The 14,502-nt window shown below is 57.2% G+C and carries 8 protein-coding genes; 1 reads left to right on the top strand and 7 read right to left on the bottom strand.

Annotated elements, in window-relative coordinates; all coding sequences use genetic code 11:
* Positions 1-35 precede the first annotated feature (35 nt).
* Entirely contained in the window at positions 36-761 is a 726-nt protein-coding gene (locus tag C5Y96_RS26550; RefSeq protein ID WP_105359690.1) for a DUF1080 domain-containing protein, read from the top strand.
* Between the two features lie 92 nt (positions 762-853).
* Here C5Y96_RS26550 and C5Y96_RS26545 read toward each other — a convergent pair whose 3' ends face one another.
* The 7 genes from C5Y96_RS26545 to C5Y96_RS26515 form a co-directional block, all read right to left on the bottom strand.
* Entirely contained in the window at positions 854-2,029 is a 1,176-nt protein-coding gene (locus C5Y96_RS26545) for a helix-turn-helix domain-containing protein (RefSeq protein WP_105359687.1), read from the bottom strand.
* Positions 2,030-2,337: 308 nt separating this feature from the next.
* Positions 2,338-3,246 carry a DUF58 domain-containing protein gene (locus C5Y96_RS26540; RefSeq protein ID WP_105359870.1) on the bottom strand — a complete coding sequence of 303 codons (909 nt, stop codon included), beginning with the start codon at positions 3,244-3,246 and terminating at the stop codon, positions 2,338-2,340.
* Between the two features lie 30 nt (positions 3,247-3,276).
* Positions 3,277-4,308 (bottom strand): AAA family ATPase, encoded by a 1,032-nt coding sequence (locus C5Y96_RS26535; protein WP_105359685.1) that lies wholly within the window; start codon positions 4,306-4,308, stop codon positions 3,277-3,279.
* A gap of 57 nt (positions 4,309-4,365) precedes the next feature.
* A complete protein-coding gene (locus tag C5Y96_RS26530) occupies positions 4,366-7,917 on the bottom strand; it encodes a hypothetical protein (RefSeq protein WP_105359683.1) in 3,552 nt (1,183 codons plus the stop codon).
* Complete coding sequence (locus C5Y96_RS26525; RefSeq protein ID WP_105359681.1) at positions 7,914-9,587, bottom strand: DUF4175 family protein; 1,674 nt, start codon at positions 9,585-9,587, stop codon at positions 7,914-7,916. Before C5Y96_RS26525 ends, C5Y96_RS26530 begins: the two co-directional genes overlap by 4 nt.
* The gene (locus C5Y96_RS26520; RefSeq protein ID WP_233199167.1) at positions 9,584-12,058 is read right to left on the bottom strand and encodes a hypothetical protein; all 2,475 of its coding nucleotides are present in this window, start codon (positions 12,056-12,058) and stop codon (positions 9,584-9,586) included. Before C5Y96_RS26520 ends, C5Y96_RS26525 begins: the two co-directional genes overlap by 4 nt.
* Positions 12,059-12,068: 10 nt before the next feature.
* On the bottom strand, positions 12,069-14,498 hold the full coding sequence (locus tag C5Y96_RS26515; protein WP_105359679.1) for a BatA domain-containing protein: 2,430 nt from the start codon (positions 14,496-14,498) through the stop codon (positions 12,069-12,071).
* Positions 14,499-14,502: the final 4 nt, after the last annotated feature.

Genomic DNA, 14,502 nt, shown 5'->3' with positions numbered 1-14,502 from the left:
CCAATCACCAACAAACCTATTTAAGGATTGAAGTAATGCAGATTCGACTGCTGAGCCTGGCGATCGCCGCGGTGTTAACCACCCTCGGTATGACACATCTCCGCGCGGAAGAACCCGTGACCAAGGCCTTCGTCAACGGCGAGGGACCAGGCTGGGTTGCCCTGGGGAAGGATGACTTCACGAAAGTCAACAGCGAAGACGATACCTGGACGTTCCACGAGAACGGCCTGATCGAATGCACCGGCAAGCCTGTCAGCGTGACTCGTAGCGTAAAGGAGTACACGAATTTCGAGCTGGTTTGCCAGTGGCGACACTTGAAGAATGCCGGTAACAGCGGGATCTTCGTATGGACCATTCCTTCCTCGCTGGAAAAGCTAACTGGCCCAGGGCTTCCGCAGGGGATTGAAGTGCAAGTGCTCGATCTGGGTTACAAAGAACAGTACGAGAAAGGTGGCAATCGCAAGGCCGACTGGTTCACGTGTCACGGCGATGTCTTCCCGGTCGGTGCGGCCAAGATGACCCCGTTTCCTCCAACGGCACCTAACGGCGCGCGTAGCTTTCCTTCTAAAGAACTGAGCAAGGGAACCGGCGAGTGGAACCACTACTACGTCCGTGCCATCAACGGGGAAGTCCGATTGTGGGTTAACGGCGAAGAAGTATCCGGCGGCACGGGTTGCTCGCCAGCGACGGGCTTTTTGTGCCTGGAATCGGAAGGCTCGCCCGTGGAGTTCCGCGGCTTGAAGATTCGTGAGCTTCCATAAGACGTGACGAAAACGATAACGCAAACAAAAAAAGGCCGTCCTTGCATCACAGCAGGGACGGCCTTTTGTTTTTCGAAGTGAAGCGTCAAACCTTAGACGGTCAGGCGTCGCTGAATAGCCTTCGGGTCGATCGGAATGATCTTCGTCGTGGCCGAGTAATCAGCAACCAGGACGCTGCGAGCCTTCTTCTGCTTCTTCAGTTCGTACTGAATCACATAGGCACCGATCTGCGTGCCGTTGCCGGTGTAAACAGGTGGCCAGAACTCTTCCGGTCGGCTCGAGAGTGTCTTGGCAAGCAGTCGGGTTCCACGTCCTGAGTAACCGCCAAGCATCATTTCCAAACGCCCCTGCGACTCGTGATAGACGTAGATCAGGTAGGCTGGCTCGTAGGTCGTCTCGTCCCACTTGCAGCAGCCCCAACTGCCGTCTTCTTTTTCGTAATAGAAGCCTGGCGTTTCCGGAGCGTAGCTCTTGGATAACTGGTCGCCGCCGCAGCAGGAACCAGGGAACTGAGCGTTCTTTTCGCGGTGACGTAGATAGATCGGAATAGCCCGTTGGCTCGGATCTTCGACTTCGTCCTGGCTGATGAACGGTTCCGTATTGAACGCGCTGGCAAGTCCCAGTTCGATTACTGGATTGCTGCGAATACTACCAAGGCTGATCAACGCCTTGTCGCCATCGACGGCCTGGAAGCTGGAATAGACTTCGTGACCGCGACGATGTACTTCTTCATCGTCTGCCTGCCCCGGTGCCCAGACGAGTGTCTGGAAAAGGTCTTCCGGTTGCGGAATCGGGGTGTCACGCATCAAGTAGCCGTCGCCGCTAAGCGAGACCATATCGCGCGAAAGATCTTGCTGACGGTACTTGGCAGTACCACCCAGCGTGGAAATGCCGGTGAGCAGCTGACCTTGCAGTATCGTATCGGAAGCAACCACCCAGGCACCTTCGGCCCAATTTTCGTCGGCACGAATGCCAAGGCACATCTCCACACGCTTGCGGCGAGCCAAGAGTTCCCAGAAGTTCTCTGGCTCGACAGCGAACAGTGCCCCTGGCAATTGGTTTGCTTCGGCGTAGCCGTGTTTGATCAGGAAGTCACACACTTGGGCGAGTGCCGAAAGTGGGATGTACTTCGCTTCGTTCTTTAGCAGAGAAGAAACTTGGTGGCGATCCAAACCGGTGAAGTCGCAGATCGCTTTAATGGTGCCAGGACGTTTCTTAGGATCTGGCGAGTGATTCAGCAATTCTGCAAGGCGAAATGAGAATTTCATCGTGATTCTCCGAGCGTTTTTATGCTCTACCTAATCTTAGAATTAACAGAGTAAAATCTTCCCCAGGGAGATCGTCCCACGCGTTGCCGCGTGCAAGCTCCCTCGGGACCGGTGACGTAACCGCCAACGTACGTTACCTTAATGATGACTATCTTACCTTTGATGTCAACGTGACTTTCTGCACCCTTAGACAAAAAGTCCCCGAAATGCCCCTTTGAGGGTCCAGGAATTCCCGTCGTATGGCTTAATTGCCCCGAAAACGAAGGGTTGGCCAGTAAAGAAAAAGTTTCGAGAAAATCCGTTGCGCTCTAGATGCGACGGTTCTGGAGGCTTCGCTGGTTGAGGTATTCCCAGAAAATGGCTCCTGGATTGTCTTTGGTGCAGGCTAGGACATGATCGCAGTTGTTACGGGTAGCAATGTCCGCAAGCTCGGCATTGAAGCGACTGACCGCTTTCAGGTAGGCCGAACGAATGTCTGCTGGCTGGGCGATTCGCTGGGCATCGATTTCCAACCCCACGAAACGGGTCATGCCTTCCAGGTTGAAATTCAACTCGTGATCGTGAATCACCTGAACCAGAACGACATCATGCTTATTGAAGCGGATCCGCTGGATTGCATTCTCTAGCGTTTGCAGGTCGCCAAAGAAATCGCTGAAGATCATGACGATCTCGCGGCGTGCCATGCGCTGGCTGAACTCGGACAGGCAGGCATGCAAATCGGTGGTATCGTCAGCTTCTGTTTCGTCGAGATGCTGCGACATGCGAATGATCTGGGGCAGGGCATTGCTGGCAGGAATGTGCCCGCGAATCTTCGTATCGAACGTGGTAAACGAAACCTTGTCCCCCTGGCGAACGATACTCTGGGCCAAGCTGACCGCCAACCGCGAAGCGAAGAGCATTTTCTGGGAAGCCTCTTCGCCGTATCGCATCGACTTGCTGATATCGAGCATCAAATGGCAGACGAAGTTCGTCTCCATCTCATATTGCTTGATGAAGTACTTGTCACGCGTGAAGAAGACTCGCCAGTCGATGTGCTTCGGATCGTCGCCAGGGACGTATTCGCGGTGCCCCGAAAACTCGACTGCGAACCCGGACGACGGTGACTTGTGCGCACCGGCCAGGTTTCCGCTGACCAGTCCCCGAGGTTCCAAAGAACGCCCAGAGAGTTGGCGGAGAAACTCGTAGTCGAGATATCGGGATAAAACGCCGCTATTCACTGGCACACCTTAATTATAAAGCGGAGCAACTTAAGCTGCCGGGCAGGCGTAAGTCTTCTCGGACGAAACTTCTTCCAACAGCATTTCAATCAGCTTGTCGCTGGTATAGCCGTTGGCCTGGGCCGAATAGTTTGCTGCCAGGCGATGACGTAGCGCCGGTTTGACCATCGCTTGTACGTCGCTGATGCTCGCGTGGTAACGTCCATACAAAATGGCTCGTGCTTTCGCGGCCGTTACCAAAGTCAAAAGACCACGCGGTCCGGCACCCCAGGCAACCCATTGATTAACGAACGAAGGAGCTTCGGGCGAGCCTGGACGTGTCGCGCGAATCAGGGCCCAGGCATAACCAAGCACTTGATCGCTCACTGGAACTCGCTTCACGAGATCCTGGAACTGAACGATCTGCTCGCCACTCATGCAAGAAGAAATCTGTTCCTGGGCACCGGAGGTCACGCGGCGAGCGATTTCCCATTCTTCAGCGCCGCTGGGGTAATCGACGCGAATGTGTAGCAGGAAGCGGTCGAGCTGAGCTTCCGGCATAGGGTAGGTACCTTCCTGTTCCAGCGGGTTTTGAGTGGCCAGCACGAAGAAGGGACTGGGCAGTTTGCGAATCGTACCGCCGGCACTTACCTGGCGTTCCTGCATCGCTTCGAGCATGGCGGCCTGAGTCTTAGGAGGCGTACGGTTGATTTCGTCCGCCAGAATCAGGTTGGCAAAGATCGGACCTTCCAGAAATTCGTAGCGACGCTTCTTGGTCTCCAGGTCTTCCTGAATGATCTCGGTCCCGGTGATATCACTGGGCATCAGGTCAGGCGTGAACTGAATTCGCTTGAAGCTCAGGTGCAGTGACTCGGCCAGCGAACTGACCAGCAGCGTTTTGGCCAGCCCCGGCACCCCTTCCAGCAGTGCATGACCGCGAGCGAACATCGCAACGAGTACCTGTTCGATCACTTCGGACTGACCGACGATCACCTTGGCCAATTCGTCGCGAAGCTTGCCGTAGGCGTTTTCGCATTCTTGGACGGCGGCGACGTCACTTTGGGAAATCGGATCGGATGCCATATCTGGGTGCCTCAAACTCGAAGGACGATGGTTGATTTAGGGTTGAGAGAACAACGCTTAGTCGATGTTCTCGAAGTAACGGCGAAGTCGCTCTTCGTAGCCAGGTGGAGGCGATCGCCGCACGCTGGCCCGAATCGATTGCTGGACGCCTGGTGGAAGTTTCGTGAACCACGGTTCTTTTTCAAACGACCGTGCGGCTGGATTGCTGTTGCTGGTACCGCCAGCTCCCGCACTTTCTCCCTCATTAGCTTCTTTGCCGTCAGTCGCCTCGGTGGAAGTGCTGGCTTGGGAATTAGACGCCTGGCTGCTTGTCGGCTGACCTTGCATCGCGTTCTGGGCCATGGCGTCGGTGGGGGAAGACGGCTGCGAGGCGCTTGGGTTATCGAGCATCGCCGACGCCGGGGCAGCCATGCCTAGCGGATCGATGGATGCGACCTGGTTACCTTCGGCTTGCCCATCGGCAATCAGTTCCGGCATTTGATCCCATAGCGACTCCATCACCTCGGCCCCGGCCAGTGCCTGAGCGGTCACCTGTGGCGTGGGGGAAACCATCGAGTTCCCCATGTCAGTCGACGGAGGTTGTCCAGGGCTTCCTTGCGAAGGAGATTGTTGCGAAGCCATCTGCGAGGGGCTGCCAGGCATCGGCGACCCTTGCGATCCTTCGGCTGGGCTACCTGGCTGTTGCCCAGTGTCGGTAGGCTCTCCGGCGAGATCGCCCGATTCTGGGGCATCGCTCGCATCTACGGGCTCACCCATCGTACCGTCGGCCGGTGAGTTGTTCATGGGGGACATCGGAACCGGAAGACGCGACGCCGTTTGCAGGGCTTCGCGGACAGGTTGATTTGCGATTTGCCCCTGTTGGGCGGCATTGGCGGCAAGCTGCGTCGCCTGTCGCTGCGAGTTGGCAAATTGCCGCATCGATTCGGCAAGTTGGGAGGCAATCGGATTCTCACTGGCCTTAGGATCCGCGTCTCCCTCACTCGCCGAATCGGCGGCGTTGTCGGCAACGTTTTCCCCGGACGGCATCGGCTGCTCACCAGCAGTTCCTTCGGCACCAGCTTCCGGAGATTCTCCCATGTTGCCGTCTGCATTAGCTGCTTCTGCATTTTGAGCCATGAACTGCTCGGACAGCTCCTGAATTTTCTCACTCGAACCAGCCAGGTTATCCAGCAGATTCGCGATTTCCTCAGCGGCCTTCTTGTCGGCGGCGATTGGCTGACGGCGGCCCGCTAGTTCGGCTCGAGCTTGCTGAACCTGTTCTTGCCGCTGCTGGGGCGTTGGGGCAGGGGGATTACTACCCATGGGGCTGTTTGCCATTGGGGATGAGGCATCTCCCGAGGCCTCTGGTTGGTTGCCTGCTTCGCCGTTCATCGGGGAAGCAGAGTCTTCATCGGCATTGGCTTCCTGATTGCCGGCCTGTTCACTAGCGTTCATCGGTGACGCTTGTTCGCCAGCATCGTTCCTTGCCATTTCATTCTGGCCGGCGGCGTTTTCTGGTGGCTTGCGTAAACGAGCTGCTGCTTCCGGCGAGATCATGCCGGCCTCGTTCGCCAAGGCTTCTATCTGAGCTTCTGCTCCGGCGGGATCTTGCTGCTGCGGCATCGAGCCCAGTGCCTGATCGACGTTGTCGATCTGACCAAGTTGCTCGTCAGCGGTCTGAGCCAACTGGTTAGCAGCTTCTTTCGCCGCTTCGCGAAGTGCCTTGGCGGCCTCGTTGAGCTTCTGTTGGGCTTCGCGCGATTGAGCCTGAAGCTCTTGGGCCTGTTTGCCGGTGGCTTCCGGCGTCTGCTGCGGCTTGGCCATTTGCTTGGCGGCATCGCTGGCCTTGTCGATCTGGTTCTGTGCCTGCTTGAGCGCTTCAGCGGCCTGGGGAGCCGTATTCTTGGTCCCTTCCGCGACACGGTTGGCCACGGCGGCAATGTCGCTTTGTGTCTCAGCCAATGCTTCCATGTCCTGGTTCTGGCCTTGTTGCGGATCGTTGGCAACCTTGGCGGCATCTCGCGAGATCTCTTGCTGTGCGGCAGCTGCGCGATCGAGGGCCTCGGCTGCGCGAGCCAGTTCCCCGATCTTGGTTGCTAGTTGCTGACGCTTGGCATCGGCCAGCGTCGAAGCGACGTTCTCCAGTGCCTGGCGCGTGGCATCAGTCGCGTTTTCCTGGGCCTCGGCTGTGGCTTCCTGATTATCGGAGTTCGCTTTTTCAGCGGCCGCCGCGGCCTCGTTGGCACTGGCCTTCGCTTCGGCAATCATCGGTTTGACGGACTCGGGGAGGTTCTCTGTCTTTGCGGCTTCGTCGAGTGCCTGCTTGGCTTCCTGCTGCATCTGGGCGACTGCGTTCGCATTTTCTGGGGTCTTCTCGAACTGTTCTTCGGCGTTGGTTTGCTTCTCAAGGGCCTGTTCCAGGTCTTGCTTGGCTTCTTCCAACGCGGCGATTTGTTCTTCACGCTCGTCGGCGCTGGCAACGTTTGGGGGAACGGCCTGTTCGATGAGTTGGTCTTTCAGCGTTTCGAGCTTCGCCAGTACTTCTTCCTGCTTTTCCATGGCGGACTGTTGATCCGCTTCAAACAGTTCGGCGACCGCTTCCGCTGCGGACTGACTGGCTTCTTCGAGCGGCTCGACATTCTCTGGCTGACTGGCCATTTCTTTGGCCAGCTCTTCGAGCTTCTTCTGAATCGATTCCTGCTTCTGTGAAAGTTCGTCCGCTTTTTCAGGGGTTAGCTCAGACTTGGCCGTTTCCTCTTTGACCGCTTCCTGTTCGTCCTTGAGCTTCTCGATCTCGTTCATTGCTGATTCGAGACTATTGTCGGCCAGGCCTTGCGCCTTTTGCAGGTCTTCCAGAATCTTGTAGAGCGCCGCTACGAAGGCGTCTTGGTGCACGCTTGCTCCTGAATAGCGACCTTCGCGGATGCTGGTCAATGCTCCCTGAACTTCTTCCGAGGCATTCTCCTCTTTCAGAATCTGCTGACCGGCGATGGCCGAGTTGGCCAGCGAACCGCCCCAGCTACGCATATCGAGCAAGGCTTCTTCCAGGTGATGGAACATCATCACGGCATCGGTCTGACGCGAAAGGTTCGCCAGGGCTGCGGCATCGCGCGATTCCATCGGCAACTGTGGGAGGCCGCGGGTTTGGTCCGAGACGTTCTCTTGAATGGCGATCAGTTCGCGCACCTGAGCGTTCAAGCGAGCTAGCCGCATCCGCCGGTAGAGACGCTGGCGTTCGGCCATCAGCGTAAGAAGCACTTTGCGAACTTCATCACGGGCCTGGGTAATCGCCGTGACGCGTTCCTGCCCTTGAACTTCCTGGGCGTGGATTAGTTTCTGCACGACTCCTTGCATTTCATTGCGGATCAACTCGTCCAGGTTTTCCCGCATTTGCAGGATGTCGGCATAGATGGGGACTTCGGTCAACCCATTCTGTTTGAGCTGAGCGGCTTGAAGGTCTAATACTTGCGAGACCAGTTGCCGTGTCAGGGCCTGGGCTTGCTGCTGAGTGTATTGCTTGCGACGCAAAAGGTTGACGTCGGTGTCTTGCGCGGTCGCACCCGATGGCAGAACCAGCGTCGCTGTCGCAGTGAGGGTGAGAATCAAGTTGGCAAAAATCGAGCGTATCATTGGGTTTCTCCCAAGCCTAATTGCTGTTGGATCAACTCGCTCAGCATTTGTTCCGATTGCTTGTCGGCTTCCGCGATGGCAGCCAAAACCGTGCTCTCGTCACCAATCTCTAGATTAATCGGATCGCTTTGTCCCGGCATCTCCGCGGCATTGTCGCGGAAGTCGGTGGCCACAAGCGTTACTTCGACCCGATCTCCCACTTCCAGTGACCAAGGGGAAAGATCAAGTGAGAACTCCCCTTCCAGCGAGGTCTGCGGTGCTTGATTCACAGCAAACGACTTCAGAGGAACTTCGACCACACGGGGATCCATCTGGCCGTGATGAATCTTTAATTGAAAGGAAAGGTTCGCCAGGCCGAAGTCGTCTGATGCCCGGTAACGAATCACTGGCGAGGCAGTTGCCAGAACAATATGGTGAATCGTTTGCAGCGACGCACTGGGAATCCGATCAGGAACGACGCGAATCGTTCCGCGGATCGGGGATGCGGGGGATAGGCCGTACTTGTCGACTGCATTTAGCTGGTAGGTGACTGTTTCCTGAATGTTGCTGAGCGAGGCCTGCTGCTGGTCGAGTTGCCAGGTGTTCTCTACATCCGCGATCGGCGATAACGTGCTGACCGACTGCGAAGCACCTCGCAATAGCGTGAGTTCGGGGGCATCCAGTTCGCGATCGGCAACGACTTTCAACGATACGTCACTTCCAGCCAAAACGGCCATGTGCGTCGACGAAGAACTATTGGCAAACTGAATGTTCTTAGCGTAATCAGGAGGTGTCGCCGCGAGTTCGACCTTGAGGGCGGGCAAGGTAATGATCTCGATATTCAGCACCGGGCTGACCGCATCGCCGGCGTATACCTGGTACTGAATCGGTTGAATCAGACGCGGGATCGAGTAGATGTACTCACCACTGTCTTCATCGGTGGGCTTCAGAGTAGCCGAAGTTGACTCACCCTTTTCGTCTTCTAACGCCAGGCGGCATGTCTTGGGAAGCACTCCTTGGCAGGCGATGGTTAGTTCGAGCCCGCTTCCGTAGCCGACGGGGATCGGCTTGGTGGGATCGCTCAAGTCAATCTCTTGGCCATTGACCGAAATCACGGTGATCAAGGTTTTCGTGGGATAGTTCACGTGGGCAAGTGTCAACCGCTGGAAGAATGCCGACACGTGACGTGGGGCGAATGCACAGGTCGCCGCGAACAGTAATAGGAGCAGGCCGACTGTGAAGTAGCGGCTGGAAATACGGCGGGAATCGAATCCTTCGAAGATATCGATCTCGTCCTTCAACTCGGCGACATAGTCGACCACGGCGGCTTGCAGTTCCGTCGATCCGATCGCCTGACCTTGCTCAAATTGAATGGCGGCAACCAGGTCCCCATCGATACCATGGGCATGTTCGACAGAGATCGCGGTGTCGATGATTGATGCTCCCCATCCGCGTAGCGCCGTCAGAGCCTGGCTCAATCCATAGGCTAGAACCGGTACGGTAACCAGCATCATCAGCCCGCGGTGCAGCGGGCTTAGATTTAGTCCATAGTCCAGCACAAACCACAATAGCAGCGTGCCAGCGATCCAGAAGAACGAGGACGTCAGCATCAGACCAACTCGTACCCGGTCGCGGGCATCTCTCAACCGACGTAGTTGCGTTTTCAGACTGCCAAGTTTCGAAGTGCTCATGCCAGGTTCGCTCGCTTTCGGGCAATCCATTCCGCCATCAAAAGAGTGACCACGACAATGAACCACAGCGGCGTTCCCCAAATCGGGAAGCTGCGCGAGATTTCCTCGACGACCGGTTCCAGTTGGATATCATCGACCAGCGTACCAGCGTCTTGCAGTTCGTATGGCTTCCCGCCAGTGGACGTGGCCATTGCTTTTTGCAGGGCCAGGTTGCGGGCCGGGTTACGCTGTTCGGCGGTCGCCCCGACGACATCAAAGCGTATCTCGCTGGGCGAACCGTTGATCGGATCGGATACGCGGGCCGTGAAACGACCGGCTTCAAACACAGGGACGCGGGCCTCGAAGCGACCAGGACGTGACTCGCTCAGTTGAATGAGCGATGGCTGGACGCCGGGCTCATCCCCGAGGAAGACTTGTGCTTGTAGCCCATCGGCAGGCAGGTCGTCCATCGTAAGTGGATCGAAGTTCTCGTCGTAGGCTTCTACGGTGAGTAGGGCCCGGTCGTCGACCTGGTATTCGGGCTGATCCATCGACAGGACAAACCGCTTTTGGCTACCAAGGGCGTGACTCAGCGCGAGACGCGAAATGATCTGCGACCAGAACTGGCGGTAGTATCGTTCGCCATAGATGCGACGAAGCCGCCACAGTTCGTTGAAGCCGATGTAAATGACTTCGCCATTGCCGTAACGCCGCGTTGCGATTAGTGGCTGCGGGGTTTTTCCATCGGCACACACATCGGTCGGATGCTGAGCAAGGACGTTGGCCTGCGAGTGAACGCCAAGTACCGGCTGGTACCAGGGAAGTTCTCCCAGGTTCTCCCATGGCTTTAGTGGATCAACGGAGCTGCTGTCCCCCAGTTGCATGATGTCGGCCTGTTTCCCGAGGGGAGTGATCTCCATGCGAAACGGCTTCGATGCACGAATCGACAGAGACCGATCAAGCTTCACCGGCAGCATGTCGGCGATTTCGGTGTCGATTAACTCAGAGGGACCATTGTTTGGCCCAGAGACAATCACCAGGCCGCCGCCAAACTGCCCTACAAACTGTTTGAGCATTCGCGAGAATCGCTCGTTCAATGCCTCGGAAGGAACGTCACCCAGGAAGATCACGTCGTTAGCGAAGAATTCGCTCCGCTGCGGTGTGAGGGTTGGCAGGAACATCTCGTTGGCCTGACGTACCTTAGGGTCGGCTGAACGAAGGAACGTGCGAAAACCTTCCAAGCCAACCAGGCGGTCGCGATGAAACACTTCCTTCACGAACCGCCATTCCCAGGTCGGTTCGTTTTCAATGAACGTCAGGCGGATGTAGTCGTCGACGATGTTGACGGCCCGCGACGACTGGTTGTTCTGCTCGCTCACTTCCCCCGGCAGGATATCAACCGAAGCGGAAATCAAGAAGCGGCCAGACTGTTGCGGAATGAAGGGGAACTCAAGGTACTGAATCGACGTATCAAACACGGCGGTTTGCGTGCCGACGACGATATCTTGCCCGCTCGCTTCGGCAACTGATTCGCCTTGCATGGGGCGCGCGGTAACGGTGACCTGGGCCGATTCCCCTTGGGCACCAGACTGGCTGACACGAACGGTGATGGTCGATCGTTCGGCCTTCTTCATTTTCAGCGGAGGTTGAATCTCGACTTGGAGGTCACGCGTCGAGACAGCTCCGATTCCGATCGGATAGATGGGAACGCCCAGTCGCTCGAGAGGTGTTGGGTCGTTGTGTCCGCTGGAGCCCAACGGCGCTGTGCCTGAGTTGTGGGCGAAGTCGCTGAACATCACCACGCCCCCAAGTCGGCGCGACGATTGGTTGCCCAGGTCGGTGACCAGTTCACCCAGGGCTGTGACCTTGCCGTTGGTGGTCAATTCTGCAGCGACTGCTTGTGGCGAAGCTGGCTTGTCGTCGTTTCCGGCACTCACACGACGGGCAACGCTGGTTGATTCGCCGTCGAAGACGAAGTACTCGATCTCGAGATCGTGCTTGTCCTGAAGCTCATCGATCAGGTTATTGTTCCCCTTTTCCAGGTACGCTTTCACCCATTGCTGCCGTGTCAGGGCCGGGGGAGCGGCCTGGCTGCCAGTTTCTTCGTTGCCTACGGCTTTGTTTAATGCCGAAAGCTCGTCCGGTGTGAGGTTGTCGCGAATGTTCATGCTCTCTGTGCCGTCGAACACCATGTAAAGCACCGGCTTCAGCATGCGGTTGGCGGTCAAGCGAACGGTGGGGTCGGCCAGAGTAACCACCAGCATGACCAGAATCACGGCACGCGTTGTCGCCAAGGCCGCAGCAGGGAGTCGGCTGAGGCCTGTCTGGATGCGGGTGTAATACCAGACCGCGAAACCGATCGCCGCCAGGCAGCCAACCAGCAGCCAGGTTGGGTCGACCGCTGCCCAGGGCGCAGCAAACGAGAAGCTGACGCCGTCGACTGATTCGACGTCGCTAATCCCGAGAAGCCAACCTATTACTTTTGAAATCATTCCGTTTCAATCACGATGAGGCCGCAGGGGCCGATTGCGTGCCGGAATGTCGATCGACAATCCAGGCCAACCACGACGGCATCGCCGCCACGGTCATTTCGACAATGAGTAAAACAATCACCAGCGCGATCAACCACTGCCACCACGAATGGCCCGACATTGGTAGACCGCTACCACCGATCAATTGATCGCTATCCTGCCAGCGATATTGGGGAGGCAAGTTCAGGGCGGCGAACTGATCGGGATCGAGCCGCGCCAATTGCGACTCCCACGCTGTGGGAGTGCCGCTAATGGGAATGCGGAACTGCGAACGTCCGTCCGGCGCGTCGTCAGAGGTATCATTTTGGGCTCGGTCTGACAGCCAGTAGATGCCAGCTGAATCGAGGTTGTCGATCAGCACGCCTCGCGTTTCCTCATTAAGAAAGCGAGGAGAAACCGAACTGACGATACCACTATCCGGCGCGATCAGTTGAATGTTGGAGTCACCCACGCCAGGAGGAAGGGGAAGTAATGCTGTTTCTCCCACAGCGAAGTTGTATCGCTGAAAGGTCGACGCGAGTTGATTGCGCAAAACACGATCGAAGATCAGCACTGCGTTGGTGCTGGGCAAGGTCGACCATTCAGAGCTGATACCCGAGCTGAAGAAAACAATCCGCCCCGAGCCGACGTGGCGTTCGACGACGAACTCGATCCCGTTATCAAACTGGGCGATTGTCGTGGCTGGAATGCTCGTGTCCGAACGTTTGGAGTCATCGCTGGGACGCTCGATCGTCGAGACTGGCGGCGTCCACGATAGCCATTTCTCGTCGAGTGGGGGTAGAGTGCTGGTGGCATTGCTCGCTGCCGAGGCCTCCTCTTCGTTGGTCGGCACGACCGTTTTGAAGAAGAGGGCATCGGTGTAGAGATCGATCAGTTGCGTCTCTTCCAGATCGGCCAGGCGAAAGTAGGAATGGTCGAGCAGGCCTTTGCCTGAGATTCGGAAGGGCAGCAGGTCGTCGGAAAACTCGCTTAGGCTCTGGCCGACGGCGGATGGATCGAGCGGCTTAGGAAGGATGCCATGACCCCCTTGCCAGGCCACGTCGTTCCACGCGCGTGGATCAAAATCTCCCCCCGCGGCAATCGCCAGTTGGCCCCCTTGTTCGACGTACGAACGGAGCATGCTGACCAGTTCGACCGAAGGTGATTCGATGCCGGCCACCACAGCCAGGCGTGCTTCTCGCAGCGCGGCTCGCAGGGGTTCCCCTTCGGCTTCACGCTGCGAGAGATGAATCGCTCGGATCAAATGTTGTTCTTCTCGGTTCGACTCGGTTTGCGGGCACAACAGCTGCCGCAAGACCCAGGTCTCGCCCAGTCTGCCCAGGGCAGGGGACTCTTCGCTGTCGCTCCACTGATCGATGAAGACGACCGGTGTCGAAGCGACCAGCGGTACCACAAGTGAACGCGAATCATCCGCCGGCAGTGCGTCTCCGGCGATTGATACGGTCAGAGGGATCGACGACATGCGGCTCGGATCGACCTCCATTGCGTCGAAGACGTAGTCGAACGCCAACGTCTGTACGGAATCTCCTTCGGGGAAGTCCGCGAACTTGGTCTCGACTTCGTTGTCGCGAACCTTGAACGTGATGGCCACATTCGAGCGAGGTTCATCCCCTTGGTAGCGAACGCGGGCCACGATACGAGTCGGCATGCCAACTTCGGCCATGCCATCGGGCAAGCCGAATTCTTCCACCCAGGCATTGTTCGGCGTGTTGGCATCGGTGCCGACTAGAATCACCGGCATCTCTTCCTCTGGCGGATTGCCGCGTGCCAGACGCTGCCACTGCGATGCCTGTTGATCGCCAAAGATAACCACGTAGGGGGAAAGGGACGGGGTCTGCTCGGCCAGGCGACGTGCCTGATTGAGTGCGTGCGTCAATTCACCGGGGCCATCAGTCGCGACGATTTTGTCAATCGCATCGGCGGCATCGGTGCGGGAAGTGAACGGATCGGTAATACGCCGCGACTGAGCCCCGCACAAGGAGATCACCGAGATCTGGCTGGACGACGGCAGCTTCTCCAGGAACTGCTTGGCCTGCTGACGCGACGTTTCAAACGCGGAACCAGAGATCGATTCGATCGAATTGCTCATGCTGTTATCGAGCACGAGAATTGCATGGGGTGGTTTCGAGGTGCCGGGAAGTGCGGAATCGGTACTGGTGAAATAAGGGCGAGCCAAAGCCAGACCAAAAAGTAGTAAAGCCAGGGCTCGTAGTGCCATCAGCAAGAGATCGCGAATGCGCAGTAGCCGCCGATTCGACTGCATCGCTTCGAGCAAGAAGTCCATCGCGGCCCAGTGGACGGTGCGATAGCGATTCCGATTCATCAAGTGAATCAGCGCCGGTCCGGCCATCATCATGACGCCGGCAATCGCGAATCCAGAAGCTACGAAGTATGGGAACATGAGG

This window comes from Blastopirellula marina, from assembly GCF_002967715.1.
Classification (GTDB): domain Bacteria; phylum Planctomycetota; class Planctomycetia; order Pirellulales; family Pirellulaceae; genus Bremerella; species Bremerella marina_B.
The sequence above is the reverse complement of the archived record's forward strand: the minus strand, read 5'-3'. Positions and strand labels throughout refer to the sequence as shown.